This is a genomic window from Streptomyces sp. NPDC107559 (assembly GCF_055657365.1).
In genome coordinates this window covers 240261-255193 of sequence record NZ_JBVKBD010000006.1, presented here as the reverse complement: position 1 = coordinate 255193, position 14933 = coordinate 240261, and the positions used below count along the sequence as shown (strand labels likewise).

At 72.5% G+C, this 14933-nt stretch carries 11 protein-coding genes and 1 riboswitch; of the genes, 7 read left to right on the top strand and 4 right to left on the bottom strand.

The genetic code is table 11. The annotated features are described in order from the left end of the window. Positions 1-237 precede the first annotated feature (237 nt). The gene (locus ACZ7OY_RS20370) at positions 238-1242 is read left to right on the top strand and encodes an ATP-grasp domain-containing protein (protein WP_471912639.1); all 1005 of its coding nucleotides are present in this window, start codon (positions 238-240) and stop codon (positions 1240-1242) included. A gap of 48 nt (positions 1243-1290) precedes the next feature. Here ACZ7OY_RS20370 and ACZ7OY_RS20365 read toward each other — a convergent pair whose 3' ends face one another. Then, a complete protein-coding gene (locus tag ACZ7OY_RS20365) occupies positions 1291-3255 on the bottom strand; it encodes a PAS domain S-box protein (RefSeq protein WP_471912638.1) in 1965 nt (654 codons plus the stop codon). Positions 3256-3646: 391 nt separating this feature from the next. Between ACZ7OY_RS20365 and ACZ7OY_RS20360 the strand changes: the two genes are divergently transcribed. Further along, a complete protein-coding gene (locus ACZ7OY_RS20360) occupies positions 3647-4669 on the top strand; it encodes a zinc-dependent alcohol dehydrogenase (RefSeq protein WP_471912637.1) in 1023 nt (340 codons plus the stop codon). Between the two features lie 74 nt (positions 4670-4743). On the opposite strand, the gene ACZ7OY_RS20355 is transcribed toward ACZ7OY_RS20360, so the two are convergent. Then, a complete protein-coding gene (locus ACZ7OY_RS20355) occupies positions 4744-5109 on the bottom strand; it encodes a DUF6479 family protein (protein ID WP_471912636.1) in 366 nt (121 codons plus the stop codon). A 115-nt stretch (positions 5110-5224) separates the two neighbouring features. On the opposite strand from ACZ7OY_RS20355, the gene ACZ7OY_RS20350 reads away from it, so the two are divergent. From ACZ7OY_RS20350 to ACZ7OY_RS20340, 3 genes are all read left to right on the top strand, one after another. Beyond that, positions 5225-5605 (top strand): four-helix bundle copper-binding protein, encoded by a 381-nt coding sequence (locus ACZ7OY_RS20350; protein ID WP_471912635.1) that lies wholly within the window; start codon positions 5225-5227, stop codon positions 5603-5605. A 337-nt stretch (positions 5606-5942) separates the two neighbouring features. After that, the gene (locus ACZ7OY_RS20345) at positions 5943-7121 is read left to right on the top strand and encodes an acyl-CoA dehydrogenase family protein (RefSeq protein WP_471912634.1); all 1179 of its coding nucleotides are present in this window, start codon (positions 5943-5945) and stop codon (positions 7119-7121) included. Between the two features lie 308 nt (positions 7122-7429). After that, positions 7430-7547, top strand: a riboswitch (cobalamin riboswitch). Positions 7548-7708: 161 nt separating this feature from the next. Then, the gene (locus tag ACZ7OY_RS20340; protein WP_471912633.1) at positions 7709-8197 is read left to right on the top strand and encodes a DUF4430 domain-containing protein; all 489 of its coding nucleotides are present in this window, start codon (positions 7709-7711) and stop codon (positions 8195-8197) included. 19 nt (positions 8198-8216) lie between these two features. Here ACZ7OY_RS20340 and ACZ7OY_RS20335 read toward each other — a convergent pair whose 3' ends face one another. Together ACZ7OY_RS20335 and ACZ7OY_RS20330 are read right to left on the bottom strand one after the other, a co-directional pair. Next, entirely contained in the window at positions 8217-9143 is a 927-nt protein-coding gene (locus tag ACZ7OY_RS20335; RefSeq protein ID WP_471912632.1) for a cobalamin-binding protein, read from the bottom strand. A gap of 152 nt (positions 9144-9295) precedes the next feature. Beyond that, complete coding sequence (locus ACZ7OY_RS20330) at positions 9296-10708, bottom strand: prenyltransferase/squalene oxidase repeat-containing protein (RefSeq protein ID WP_471912631.1); 1413 nt, start codon at positions 10706-10708, stop codon at positions 9296-9298. 637 nt (positions 10709-11345) lie between these two features. Here ACZ7OY_RS20330 and ACZ7OY_RS20325 point away from each other — a divergent pair. Both ACZ7OY_RS20325 and ACZ7OY_RS20320 read left to right on the top strand, forming a co-directional pair. Next, complete coding sequence (locus ACZ7OY_RS20325; RefSeq protein ID WP_471912630.1) at positions 11346-13997, top strand: prenyltransferase/squalene oxidase repeat-containing protein; 2652 nt, start codon at positions 11346-11348, stop codon at positions 13995-13997. Next, on the top strand, positions 13994-14932 hold the full coding sequence (locus tag ACZ7OY_RS20320; RefSeq protein WP_471912629.1) for a hypothetical protein: 939 nt from the start codon (positions 13994-13996) through the stop codon (positions 14930-14932). Before ACZ7OY_RS20325 ends, ACZ7OY_RS20320 begins: the two co-directional genes overlap by 4 nt. Position 14933: the final 1 nt, after the last annotated feature.

Here is a 14933-nt window from a genome sequence, read left to right as displayed (position 1 = left end):
GTGGCGCCACGGCTCTGCGGGAGCGTGCCGCAGGGCCGGCTCCCAGCACGTGGTCCCCGGCCGTCCCGCCACGGCCGCCGACCGTACCGGGCGCGGCCGCGCACACCGGCTCGGCTCCATCGGAGCGCAGGGGTGCCGACGGCCACGCGTGCGACAGGCACCACCCCTGTGAATCCGCTCGGACCGCAACGTCGGCAGCCCCGCGGACCGAGCGCGCGTCGACCCCTGGAGGCCGCTGTGTCCCGACCGTGCATCGCCCTGATCGCCGACCCCACGTCCACCGAAGGCTGCCGGGAGTACCTGGCCCAGGCGGTGGAACTGCTCACCGGCGCCCCGCCGGTCCGGATCGACGCCCGGCACTTCGGAGCTCGCGGGCCGGGCCGTGGCGTCCTCGAAGGGGGCCGGTTACGGCTGTACGTCCCGCAGGAGGAGACGGACGTGCTCCCCGACGTGGTCGTGCTCTACGAGATCCAGCCCCAGCACCGTCATGAACTCGCCGCGTTCCAGCGCCTGCTGGAGGCACCGGAGGTGGTGTCCCTCGGCACCGGCCCGGCCGCCTGGCGAACGGCGACGCAGAAGAACCTGACCGTGGAGCGCTTCGCCCGCGACGGTGTCGCCCAGATGGAGACCGTCGTCCTGTCCCGGCCCGAACGGCGGGAGGCGGCCGCCGCGTTCGGCCGGCTCGGCGGTGACGTCTGGGCCCGGCCCGTGGTCGGCACGGGCGGCAACGACACCTTCCACATCACCACCGTGGCCCAACTCGACGACGCCACCGACTTCTACGCGCGATGCGGCTCCGACTGGCTGCTGTCCCGCGACGCGGGCAACGTCACCGCGGACGGCATGCGCCACCAGTTCCGGGTGTTCGTCCTGGACGGACGGGTCGTGCACGCCCGTGAGCACCTCCAGCCGGAACCGGACACGCCCTGCAACACCTGCCGGGGTGCCACTCCCGTCCACCTGACGCCGCAGGAGCTGCCCCCGCGGCTCGCCGAACTCGCCGTCGCCGCGACCGAGTCGGTCGGGCTGCCCTTCGCCGGGGTCGACCTGGCCGTCGAGAACGGGGGAGTCGTCTTCGAGGTCAACGTCCAGCCCGCGTTCGTGCCCGGTGAACTCCAGAGCGTGGCCGTCCCGTACATCCAGGCCCATCTCGACGCCCTCGCCCTGCTGCGCGGGGACCGCCAGGTCCTTGCGCACCCGGCCCGGCCGGCCCTCGACCGGGGCGGTCAGCTCTCCGCCTGAACGAGCCGGGCCGCGGCATGGGCACCCCGCCGCGGCCCGCGGCGGCCGTCACAGCTTCAGGGTGAACCAGGTCGTCTTGCCCTCGTCGGTCGGCCGGACGCCCCAGTTGTCGGCGAGGGTGCGTACGAGGATCAGGCCCCGGCCGGACTCCTCGTCCTCGCCGGCCAGCCGAGGCTGGGGTAGCTGCGGGCTGCGGTCGCTGACCTCGACGGTGAGGTCGGTGGCGGTGCGGTGCAGATGCAGCCCGAGCGGGCCCTGTGCGTGCTGGACGGCGTTGGTCAGGGTCTCCGAGAGCAGCAGGAGGGCGTCGTCGGCGCTGGCCGTGCAGTTCCACGAGGAGAGTGCCTTGTGGAGCAGGGCGCGGCCCTCGGGCACCGAGGCGGGCAGGGCCGGAAGGTCGGCGGCGACGGCCGCGAGCGGCGCGGCCGGCAACTGCGCCAGCAGCAGCGTGACATCGTCGTTGTGGCTCTCGGCGTCCGGCAGCAGGCTCGCCAGCACATGGTCGGCGGCGGCCTCCAGACACGGCGTCCCGGCGAAGAAGCTGTTCAGTACGACGGTCAGTTCGCCCAGCCTGACCTCGATGTCGCTGCCCGGCGTCTCGATCAGGCCGTCCGTGTAGAGCACCAGCGTGGCGCCCGGCGGTATGGCGCAGCTGGACTGCTCGTACAGGATGCCGCCGACGCCGAGCGGCGCGTTCACCGGTGCGGGCAGGTCGCGGATCATGTTTCCCGCCCCGGCGACGAGGACCGGCAGATGCCCGGCCGAGCAGACGGTCACCGTGCCCGCGTCGGGGGCGATGACGAGGTAGCAGCAGGTGACCAGTTGGTCCGGGACGTCCAGGTCGGTCACACAGGTGTCCAGGGCCTGCATGAGCTGCCGGGGCTGCATCCCGGTCTTGGCCAGCGCGTGTGCGGCCGAGCGCAACTGGCCCATGACGGCCGCGGCTTCGAGGCCGCGGCCCATGACATCGCCGATCAGCACCCCGACCCGGTCGGCGCCCAGCGGGATCAGGTCGAACCAGTCACCGCCCACGCCGGCGCCCTGGGTGGCGGGCCGGTAACGGCTCGCCGTGGCCAGGGCCGGCAGGGCGGGCGGGGTGCCCATGAGACTGCGCTGGAGGGTGAGCGCGATGTGCCGCTGCTGCTCGTACAGCGCGGTGAGTTCGGCCTCGGCGCGCTTGCGGTCGCTGATGTCGCGCACGATGGCGCAGGCCCCGACCACCGTGCCGTGGGCGTCCCGGGTGGGCCAGAGCGTGACGTCCACGTCCAGCAGCCCGCCGGTGCGGGTGACCCGCAGGGTCTCGAAGTGCTCGACCCGCTCGCCCTGGCGCAGCCGCTCCAGCAGCGCGCTGATCTCGTCCTCCAGCTCGGCGGGGGCCAGCAGCGAGACGTGCCGGCCGATCGCCTCCTCGGCCGTGTAGCCGTACAGCCGCTGGGCGGCCGCGTTCCAGTAGGTGATGTACCCGTCGAGGGTCTTGGCCAGGATCGCGTCCTGGGAGGACTCCACGAGCGCGGCCAGCTCGTTGATACGGGCCTCGGCGGCCTTGCGGTCGCTGACGTCGCGCACGGCGGCGGACACCAGCAGGCCCTCCGCGGTCTCCAGCGGGCTGAGACTGATCTCCACCGGGAACTCGGTGCCGTCCTTGCGGATTCCGTGCAGTTCGAGCCCGGCTCCCATCGGGCGCACCTGCCGGTTGGCCGTGTAGCCGCCGCGGTGCTGCGTGTGCTGGGAGCGGAAGCGTTCCGGGATCAGCAACTCGACCGGATGCCCGAGCAGTTCCTCGCGACGGTACCCGAACAGGGCCTCGGTCTGGGCGTTGACGAGCTTGATGACCCCGGTGTCGTCGACGATCACCATGGCGTCGGGGGCGGCCTCCAGCAGGCCCCGGAAGCGTTCCTCGGCTCCGCCGGGACCACTCTCCGGCGTTAGGGTTTCACAGCGGCACCGTTTCTGCATCTGCTGCTGCCCCACGCCGGCCGACCGCGCCGGTCCCGCGTCAACCAAGTCGGCCATGTCCCACCCCATCCTGCGATCGGTCGCAGGACATCTCAGCGCCTTCCGGCCGCCCTCATGGCCTGATGTCGCTTACTGTCCGTACACTGCCCGAACCTGTCCGTCATCGTCCTCTCCCGGGCGGCGGTACGGGGCGGCCGTGACCCACGGCTACGCGGGGGCGCCGTTCGTGTCCTGGTCGGCCGGGCCCGCGGTGCGGGTCGGCGCAGGCGGAGCTGCTGGTGGGGCGGCCGAGGCGGCCGAGTGGTGGGACGGCGGCTCTCGCGCTGCGGGCGGCCGTGGCCACCGGCACGCTGAGAGACGGCGCTGCCGCGGAGCGAGCGTCGGCCGCCGACGCGCCCCGGCCCCTGTTGCGCCGGCCGGGTCGGCTTGGACACGGAGGAGCTGAATCATGAAGGCAGCAGTCGTGCAGGCATTCGGCCGGCCGCTGGTGATCGAGGACCGCCCCGATCCCGTGCCCGGACCCGGACAGATCCGGGTCCGGGTCGAGGCCAGCGGCCTGTGCCACACCGACATCCACGCGGCGCACGGAGACTGGCCGGTCAGGCCGAGCCCGCCGTTCGTGCCCGGCCACGAGGGGGTCGGCCTGGTCGAGGAGCTCGGCGTCGGCGTCACCCACCTGAGCGTCGGACAGCGGGTCGCCACGCCGTGGCTCGGCTGGGCCTGCGGCCGGTGCGAGCACTGCCGGTCCGGCTGGGAGACACTGTGCGAGCAGCAGATCAACACCGGCTACGGCTGCGACGGCGGCTACGCCGAGCAGATGCTGGCCTGGGCCGACTTCGCCCAGCCGGTGCCCGACGGGGTCACCGCCCTCGACGCCGCCCCGCTGACCTGTGCCGGCGTCACCACGTACAAGGCGCTGAAGGTCGCCGGTGTGCGGCCCGCACAGCTCGTGGCGATCTCGGGGGTGGGCGGGCTCGGGCATCTCGCCGTGCAGTACGCGAAGATCGCCGGAGCCACCGTCGCCGCCGTCGACATCTCCGACGAGAAGCTGCGGCTGGCCGCGGAACTCGGCGCCGACCTGGTCATCGACGCCCGCAAGGAGGACGTGGGCGCGGTGCTCAAGGAGCACGGCGGCGCGCACGCCGCCCTCGCCCTCGCGGTGGACGAGGACTCGTTCGCGGCCGTCCACTCCGGACTGCGCCGGGGCGGCAAACTGGTCATGGTGGCCCTGCCGGCGCACGGCACGATCCGGGTCCCCGTCTTCGACACGGTCCTGAACGGCACCTCGGTGATCGGTTCGATCGTCGGCACCCGGCAGGACCTCACCGAGGTCTTCGAGCTGCACGCGGCGGGCCGTACCAGGGTGATCTACGAGACCCGGCCGCTGGACACCGTGAACGACTGCATCGACGAAGTCCTGCGGGGCGAGGTCAGGGCCCGGATCGTCTTCGACCTCGGCGCGGCGGGCTGAGGGTGGGCCGGGAGGAGACAGGGGCCCGGGGCCGCCGCAGCGGCCCCGGGCCCGTCACAACGGTGGGCGCGGGTTCAGTGGCCGCCCAGCCCGCCGCCGCCGAACGACCCGCTGGTGCCCCTGGCCCAGCGGGGCCGCGTCTTGGAGGCACTGCTGCGGGTGCCGAGATTTCCGTACCCGTGCAGGTCGTGCGGAAGCACCCGGCTGGGGCCCTTGGGGATCTCGTCCGGTTCACGGTTCTCCTGGACCTCGCGGACCGCCCCGCCCGGCGGCAGGTGCGGTTGTTCGTCCGGCCGTGGCGGTGGCGACTCACGGCGTCGCACGATGGCGCCCCAGTAGAAACCGCCCAGCAGGATGGCCACGACGACCAGGCCCGCCAGCAGTGGTCCGAGAGTCAGCCAGCCGCTTTGCGCGGCTATCTGCGCGTTTGCGGTAATCATGCCCTTCGGATACCCGCTGGGATCGGGGTGAACCGTATATTCCGCTTCAGTCGTCTTCCGCTTCGGTCTGCCGGGCCTCGCGTTTGGCTCCGGGCGACGCGGCTACCCGCAGGGTGTGACATTGACGACATCCCAGCAGGAGTTGTTCCGGTTCCTGGAGGACCGGTTCGCGTGCGCGCAGACGTGTGCCGACTGCGCCCGGGTGTGTGCCGTGCGCGCGAGCCTGGTCGATCCGGGTGGGAGTGGTGAGGAGCGGGAACTCGTACGACGCAAGGCGATCATGTGCGCGGAGGTGTGCGACGCCACCTGTCGTGTGCTGGCCGAGCAGGGTGACGACATGGACGAGGAGGGTGCCCGCATCCAGTTGGAGTGGTGTCGCACCGTCTGTCTGGAATGTGCGCAGATGTTCGACGGGCAGCCGGGGGCGGAGGCGGCCGCGGACACCTGCCGCGCGTGTGCGCGGGCCTGTGCGGACTTCATGGCCGCGCTGAGGTGAGCCGGCGCGGTCCGCCGCGCCCGCATCGGTCCGCGCGGACCCCGGCCCGGGCGGACCGCGGTCTGCGCGGACCTTGACCCGGGCGGGTCCGTGCGGACCGATGCCTGAGCGGGTCCGCGGGTTCGGCGCTCGGGCGGACCGTGCGGGTTCCCATGTCCCGGCGGATCCGTGCGGTCGCCCTTGCCGGTGCCGGTGCCAGGGCGGGTCCGTGCGGTCGCCGGTGCCGTGCCGCGGCCGGCCTCGGGTGCGACCGGTGGTGTGAGTGCCGTTCCCAATTTCTGGAACACGTTCTACGGTGTGCGCCGTCAGGACCGGCCGAGGGGAACCTGGAGGCGCCGTGCACCTCGATCACACGCCCGATCAGCAGCGGCTGCGCACCGAACTGCGCGCCTACTTCGCCGGGCTGATGCCGGCCGACGCCTCCGCCCGCCATGCCGAGCCCGCCGCCCAGAAGCGGTTCTACCGGGAGACGGTCCGGCGGCTCGGGGCGGACGGCTGGCTCGGGGTGGGCTGGCCGAAGGAGTACGGCGGACGCGGTCTGTCGGCGATGGAGCAGTTCATCTTCTTCGACGAGGCGGCCCAGGCGGGCGTGCCGCTGCCGCTGATGGCCCTCAACACCGTCGGCCCGACCCTGATGCGGTTCGGCACGCAGGAGCAGAAGGCGTACTTCCTGCCGCGCATCCTCTCCGGCGAGATCGACTTCGCCATCGGCTACAGCGAGCCCGGCGCAGGCACCGACCTCGCCGCGCTGCGCACCCGCGCGGTACGGGACGGCGACACCTACGTCGTCGACGGGCAGAAGATCTGGACCACCAACGGGGACACGGCCGACTGGGTGTGGCTCGCCACGCGCACCGACCCGGCCGCCCCGCCCCACCAGGGCATCACCATGCTGCTGGTGCCGACCACGGACCCCGGCTACTCCTGCACCCTCATCAACACCCTCGCCGGACACGACACCACGGCCAGCTACTACGAGAACGTCCGCGTCCCCGTCTCGCGCCGCGTCGGCGCCGAGAACCAGGGCTGGCGGCTGATCACCAACCAGCTCAACCACGAGCGGGTGACCCTCGCCGCGCACGGCACCATGGCCATCCGCGCCCTGTACGACGTGCAGCGCTGGGCGCGGGAGACCAAGCTCGCCGACGGCCGGCGGGTGGTCGACCTGCCCTGGGTGCGCCGCCGGCTCGCACAGGTCCACACCCGGCTCGACGCCCTCAAGCTCATGAACTGGCGGATGGTGAGCGCCGTCCAGGACGGCACCCTGACCCCGCAGGAGGCCTCCGCAGTCAAGGTGTACGGCTCCGAGGCCCGGCGCGACGCCTACGCCTGGCTGCTGGAGATCGTCGGAGCCCCGGGCGCGCTCCAGGAGGGGTCCGCGGGCGCGGTCCTGCGCGGCGAGCTGGAACGCGGCTACCGCTCGGCGGTGATCTTCACATTCGGCGGCGGCAACAACGAGATCCAGCGGGAGATCATCGCGTGGATCGGCCTGGGGATGCCACGGGTGCGCCGGTAGCCGCATTGTCTCGATATCGGTGCAGGTGGCAGACGCATTCAAGTGTCAACCAACAAGCCCGGTCACACGCGGCCCGCTGCAGACGGACCCCTGTCTCGACTGGTCGCGGTATGCCTCCCGGCGCATCTCCGAGACGGGTCTCGGCCTCATCGACAACGCCAGGCCACACGCTCCCGCAGGCCGTCAGCCGCGGGGACTTCCCGGGCGGCATGGTCCTGTGCCGTAGATCCGTACCTCAACCAGCCTTAGAATCAGTCGACTTCGCACCCGTTTGCGGCAGCTTTCGTGCCGCCGAGGCGAACGCAGCGCACAACAACTGCATACGCGCGCGACTGGGGGAAGCCGGTAGGAATCCGGCGCTGACCTGCAACCGTGTGCGGCCCTCGGGCCGCAAGTCGGACAACCCGGCGCGTGCGGAGAACCGCTTCCCACTGTCATGGTCTGCAGCGCGAAGCCGAGAGCCACGTCCGGTGTCCAAGGACGGGCAGGCCGTCCGTCGGCGAAGCGATGGACCGGCCGGCCGTCCGGGGCCCGGTCCGCTCGTTCGGCGACGGGCCGCAGGCCGTACGGACGAGAAAGGCTCACCCTTGCTCCGCAGACCAGCACGCCGCACCCTGATCACAGCGACGGCGCTCGGCCTCGCCCTCGCGACCGCCCCTGCCGCCGCCCACGCCCAGACCACCCCGGACACGAACGCCCGCGTCAAAGTCTCGCTGACGGTCCAGGGACCGGACGGACTTCTCTTCAAGGGCAAGATTAGAACGCACGGCCACGAGGTCACGACAGCGACCGGTGGCACTCACAAATGCGACGGCACGAACGGAGCCGCCAACCCTTCCGCGGTCCCCACGCCGACCGCGGCTCTCGATGACGCCGCCCGCAAGCGGCACTTCACCTGGGACGGGACCTGGTACGCCTCGTTCGACGACTTCTCCGTCGACACCATCAAGAACGTGAGCGGCGGTGCCGGCGCCTACTGGAACATCTCCGTCAACGGCACATCCACCCCGGTCGGCGGCTGCCAGTTCAAGCTGAAGGCCGGCGACAAGGTCGCGTTCACCTGGACGGCCTTCTAACAGACGGTCCGGGCGACCGTCACCCCGACAACCCGGGGAACGGCACCGCCTCCGCCGCCGTCACCGCCGCTCCGGTCCGCGCCCCGTGCAGAACGTGGGCCAGCACCTCCGCGCCCCGCACCACGCGGGGACCGGGGCGGTTGAAGTACGACGGGCCGTCCAGCACCCAGACCTGTCCGGTACGTACCGCCGGGAGGTCCGTCCAGCCCGGCAGATCCGTGAGCAAGTGGGCCTCGCTCAGGGTCCGTTCGGGCGGGAAGCCGCACGGCAGCACGAGTACCGCGTCCGGCCGTGCGGCGCGTACCGCCTCCCAGGTCATCGGCTTCGTGTGCTCGCCGGGAGAGGCGAGGAGCGGTGTGCCCCCGGCTGCCGTGATCTGCTCCGGCACCCAGTGTCCGGCGGGCCACAGCGGGTCCAGCCATTCGATGGCCACGACCCGCGGCCGGGGGCGCCCCGCGACGGCCGCGCGGACGCTGTCGAGTCGGTCGTGCAGTGCCGCCTGGCGCTGTTCGGCGCGCTCGCGGACACCGAGCAGGTCGCCGACGGTCACGAGGCAGTCCAGTACGTCGTCGAGCGTGCGGGGTTCGAGACTCAGGACGCGGGTGCCGGCGTCCAGGAGGCGTACGGCGCTGCTGACCTTCTCGTACGAGACGGCGCACACGTCGCACAGGTCCTGTGTCAGCACCACGTCGGGCCGGAGAGCTGCCAGGGTGTCGGTGTCGAGGGTGTAGAGCGACGAGCCGGAGTGGGCCGAGCCGCCCACGGCGTCGGAGATCTCCCGGCTGGTCAGCCGGTCCTGGTCGAGGTCCGCGCCGGTCACCACGGTCACCGACGCCACCTCGTGCGCCGGCCAGTCGCACTCGTGGGTCCGGCCGACGAGTGCGGCGGCCAGGCCGAGCTCGGCGACGATGTCGGTCGCGGCGGGCAGCAGGGAGACGATACGCATACGGCGACTGTAGGACTCGCGCGGGAAGCGCTCCAGGACCGCCCGTGCGGAACGCCGTCATGACCCCGGCGCACCCGCCGGGCACCGAGGACCCGCGCGGACGGCGCCGGGCCGCGTCCGAGGAGCGGACGGGACCCGGCGCAGTGCCTGTGTCAGGCGCCCCAGCGCACGGCGATCGTGTCGCCGACGCTCACGGACTGGCCGCGCGAGGCGGTGGCGAAGGAGCCGCCGTCGATGCTCACCTTCCAGGTGTTCGAGCCGCTGTTGGCCTTGCCGTTGAGCGAGGTGACCGTGCCCGTGCCCGAGGACGGCGTCACGGTGGTCACACAGCCCGACGGGGTGCCGGCGCCGACGGCCGCGTCGAGCACCGTGCCCAGCGTGGTCGTCGACCCGGTGGGGGTGAGGGCGACGGAGCACACCTTGAGGTTGCCCGCCCCGTCGTCCACGGTCAGCGCCAGCTTCGCCGCCGTGCCGGACGTGAACGAGCCCTCGCTCACCCACTGCGGTGCACCCGGCGTCGTCGGGACCGGCGGCGTCGCCGTGAACCCACCCCCGGCGACGGCGCGCAGCCCGTCGATCGACGCGTACGCCGACGGTGACGTGTCGCTCGGCAGGTACTTGAAGCCGCCGCCCGGGTTGAACTGCTGGGCGATCAGGAAGTCGACCGGCGTCTTGCCCATGGAGGTGAGGAAGTCGCCGGTCTGCGGGTTGATGCCACAGGCGTTCAGGCCCGACACGGCCCAGCCGTTGGAGTCGGTGTTGACGCCGAACATGGCGTTGAAGGCACCGCTGTTGGCCACCAGCTTGCTCTTGAGGAACGCCTTGGCCTGGGTGATGTCGGTGTCGGTGTTCGGCACGCCGGACACGCACAGGGCCGCCATCGCGGCACCCGTCATGTCGATGTCGCTCGTCGCCGCGAGCTGGGTCGCGTTGCCCTCGGCCTTGCTGTAGTTCCAGCCACCGTCGTTGTGCTGGTTGGCCCGGATGCGAGTGATCACCGCGTCGCGCAGGGCCTGCGGGATGCGGACCTGGCCGGACTGGGTCTTCGCGCCGTTCAGGGCCAGCGCCGCGAAGACGGTGCCGTTGAAGTTCGCGGACGGGCCGAAGTAGCCGGTCTCCGCGGTCTGCCAGTAGCCGTAGACGTCGGCGACGAGATTCCTGGACGCGGAGACACGGGCCGGGTCGATTCCGGCGGCGTACGCGTTGAGCGTGGCCCGCTCGTAGTCGGTCACGACGGGCGTGGCGGACGGCCAACCGCTCGTGGAGAGCAGGTTGCGGTAGACCGTTCTCGCGTTCTTGGAGGTGTCGCCGCCCGGGGTGACGTCCACGGTGGCGGTGCCGGCGGCGGCGAACGCGCTGAACGCCCATTCGTTCGACAGCCCCGACCCGGCGTAGGAACCGTCGGCCGCCTGGAGCGTCTTGAGGTAGGCGACACCGTTGGTCTTCGAGGTGGCGATCTGCGCCGGGGTGGAGGTGGCCGCCGCGGGCAGCGCGGTCAGGACGAGAGCGCCCAGCGCGGCGGAGGCCGTGAGCGCGGAGCGACGGAGGATCAGAGGAAAGGGCATGGCCTGCTCCTGGGATGAGGGACGCCGACCAGCCCGCGCGGATCCCCTTGGAAGCGGCGGCCCAGGTCGCCGTCCATACGCGTGGACCAGCTTCCAACAACTGCTCGCCGTATGGGCATTCGGGCTCGGGCCGGCCCCCTGCCGTCCCACACCGCTGCGCGTCAGCCCCGGATTCCCACCGGGTTCCCCCACTCGGCAGTGCGGGACGGTACCCGACCCGCAACGTGGCCGCCAGCACCCGCCCGGCCATCGTCGCCGACTGGCTGTGGATCGCCTTGACGCTTTCTGTGAGCACATGTTCCAATCCGGCTGATACGCAAGGAGTTCCAGGGGAAGCCGGTCGAATCCCGGCGCTGACCCGCAACCGTAGGCCCGGTTCCACCGGGCGAGCCGGAATGCCTGGAGCGTGTTCAGCAGCAACAGACGCCGTCGCGGACTACGGCGTGGTGCGACCGGTTCCCCCGCGCAGGAGTGTCCTCTCGGGGCGGCGGTCGTCCGCCACGCTTCCCGCCTGCGACGCGCAGGCATCGAGGGGGCCGTGGTGGAGACCGAGAAGCGAAAAGACGACCGGCCGGGAGGAAGTCCCGGCCCGCTGGCAGCACTTGCTGCGGCGCTCTTTTTTCTGATCGCGACCTGCGTGACGTTCCTCACGACCACCCCCGCCGCCGCGGACGGCATCGGTGACTGCACCGCCACCAAGGGTGCCGTCGTCGCCGTCGACTTCGGACCGTTCGGCGGGACGGTGGAGCGCGGCTGCGACACGACCCCGACCACGGGCTACGAGCTTCTGCGCGACGCAGGCTTCAGCACCACCGGCACCCAGCACGACGGCCCCGCCTTCATCTGCCGCATCGGCCTCGGCACCTTCAACTCCGGCACGCAATACCCGACTCCGGACAAGGACGCCTGCGTCCTCACGCCGCCCGCCACCGCCTACTGGTCCTACTGGACGGCGTCGCCGGGCCAGGACGACTGGACGTACAGCCAGTACGGCGCGATGGACCGCAAGCTCAATGACGGCGACGTCGACGCCTGGGTCTACGGCGGCACCGACATCGGGGGCACCACCGGACAGCCCACCTTCACCCCCGGCGACGTACGCGCCGGTGGAAGCGGTACACCCGACCCCGGCGGCACGCCCACCGGCGCGCCCGGCGACGTCGACGTGGCCGGCGCGGCCGCATGGCTCAGGAGCGGGCTGACCGACGGCGAGCGGATCGTCGACGACGGCGCCGACACCCCCAACTACCTGCTCACCGCGGAGGTCGCGTACGCGCTGGCCGCCGCCGACGGCAGGAGCGCGTCCCTGGACAAGATCACGGCGTTCCTGGCGGCTCACACCGACGACTACGCCTACGCGGCCGGCAAGGACGAGGCACCCGACGCCGTCGCCGCCGCCCGCCTGGCCCTGCTCGCCGAGATCACCGAGGGCGACCCCGGCGCCTTCGGCGGCCACGACCTCGTCGGAGACCTCGCGAAGAACGTCTGCGCGGCGGGCCCCGAGTCCGGCGAGCCCACCCCCGGCTGCACCGCCAAGGGCGACTACCGCAACGCGACCTGGACCGAGGGCCAGGCCCTGTCCGTCCTCGCCCTGCTGCGCGCCGGGCGGACGCCTTCCGCCGACACCGTCACCCGCCTCGTCCAGGTCCAGTGCAAGGACGGCGGCGTCACCAGCGTCCTGATCCGGCCCGGCGAGTACTGCGACGGCGACCCCGCCACCACCGGGCTCGTCGCCCTCGTCCTGCGCAAGGCCGGCGGACAGGACGACGCCGTGGCAAAGGCCCTTGCCTACCTGAAGAAGGCCCAGCGAGCCGACGGCGCCTTCCCCGGCTACACGGGAGCCACCACCGGCGGCATTGCTGCCACCGCCTACGCGGCCGAGGCGCTGCGAGCGCTCGGTGACACCGCACGCGCGGACGCCGCGACCGGCTGGCTGTCCCGGGAGCAACTGGACGGCGGCGGCTTCGGGTTCGAGGAGGGAGCCACCGACCCGGCCCTCTACCCGACACCCCCGGCGGTCCTCGCCGGAGCCCACACCGACCTCACCGTCCTGACCACGAAGAAGACCGAGCCGAGCGGACCGCCCACGACGGACCCCGGCACACCCGCCCCGGGCAAGGGCCCCGACCTGAAGAAGGGCACCGCCTACCTCACCGCCGCCGCCCAGCTCCAGAAGGGCCAGTACTACACGGCGGGCCCCGGCTCGGACCGCGCCGACTTCGGCCTCACCATCGACGGCGCCTACGCACTCGCCGCCACCGGCCTGGACAACGCCAAGCTGCGCGGCATCGTCGACTTCCTCGACCGCGGCGGGAAGGACGGCGAAGGACGCACGGTCAACGACTGGACCGGCGTCGGCACCCCGTACGCCGGTGGCGGCTCCCTCGGCAAGACCGCCCTCCTCGCCGAGGCCGTCGGCCGGGACCCGCGCGACTTCGCCGGCCACGACCTCATCGCCGCACTCGACAAGTCCGTCTGCGCCGAGGCCAGTTCCGCGCCCGACCGGTCCTGCGCCGCCCAGGGCGCCTACACCTACGCGCCGTCCGTGTTCTCCCAGGCCCTGGGCGTCATGGCGCAGTTGCGCGCGGGCAGCAAAGCGGCGGCCGAGCAGCCGATCGGCTACCTGGAAAGCCTCCAGCACGGCAGCGGCGCCTGGCCGAGCCTGATTCCCTCCACGAACGACTCGGACGTCGACTCGACGGCGATCGCCGCGATGGCCCTCGACCTGGCAGGCGGCGACAAGGCGGACAAGGCGGTGGACAAGGCCCTCACCTGGCTGGCCTCCCGCCAGCTCGCCGACGGCGGATTCCCCGGCGCGGCCGGCGACTCCGTCAACTCGGCCGCGCTCGCCGTCCAGGGACTGTCCCTGGACGCGGGGAAGTACGGCGACGAGATCGACAAGGCCTTGGAGTTCCTCGCCTCCCAGCAGAACTCCGACGGCGGCTTCAACGTGGCCAAGGAGGGCCAGCGCGGCTCCGACCTGCGCGCCTCCACCCAGGCGGTGGGCGGTGCCACCGGCATCTCCTTCGGCGAACTGGACCGCAGCCTGACCGGCACGAGCCCGCAGCCGACCCCCAGCCCCAGCGGCAGCGCCCCGGTGATCCTCACCCCGGGGGAGTCCGGCGGCGCTGACGGCGGCTACACCGCTGACGGCGGCAGCGGCGGCGTGCTCGCCTCCACCGGCGCACAGGTCGGCGCACTCGCCGCGGTCGCCGCTCTCCTCGTACTGGGCGGCTGGCGCACCGTAGTCATGGCCCGCCGCAGGGCCGGAACGGAGAGCCGACGATGATCCGGGCACGCGTTCTGTCCACCGTGCTCCGGGCCGTGGCGGCGCTCGGACTGACCGGCGCCGCCCTGACGGCGACCGCCGCCCCGGCCGCGGCCGCCCCGCAGGCGATGGGCCGCTGCACCACGTCCTCCGGTGTGGTCCTCGCGGTGGACTTCAGCCACTGGGGCGGTCCGATCTACCGCGCCTGCGGAACGACCCCCACCACCGGCTACGAACTGCTCAACCAGGGCGGCTGGCGCACCACGGGCACCGGACACGACGGCCCCGCGTTCATCTGCCGCATCGGCTACAGCGGCTACCAGGGCGGCAGGCAGTACCCCACCGCCGCGCAGGACGACTGCGTCCTCACCCCGCCCGCCTCCGCCTACTGGTCCTACTGGCACGCCGACCCGGGTGCCGCCACCTGGACGTACAGTCAGCTCGGCGCGATGCTCTACAAGCCGAAGCCGGGCAGCGTCGACCTGTGGATCTTCGGCGGCACCAACATCGAGGGCACCGAGGGACGACCGCAGGTCACCCCGGACCAACTGCGTGCGCACAACACCCGCCCGCAGGGCGACGTGGGCAAGCCCGCCTCCACCGCCAAGGCGCCCGCGCTGCCCCCCGGCGTCGACACCGGCCCGGCGCCCGAGCACCCGGTCGCCGAACCCACCAAGAAGGACACGCCGAAGCCCAAGACGTCGAAGAAACCCGAGCCGGAACCGAGCCGGAGCCCCACTCCGTCACCGACGCCCACCCCGAGCGCCGGCCCCTCGACCGCCGGCTCCGCAACCGCGGCGCCCAGCGCGCGGACCCGGGTCGTCGACGCCGCTCCTGCGGCCGACATCCGCAGCGATCCCGGCTCGGTCCTGCCGGTGGTCGCCGGGGTCTCGCTCGTCGCGCTGATAGGCGGCGCCGCCGTGTTCATGGCGCGCCGGCGCCGCCGTACCGAGTGAC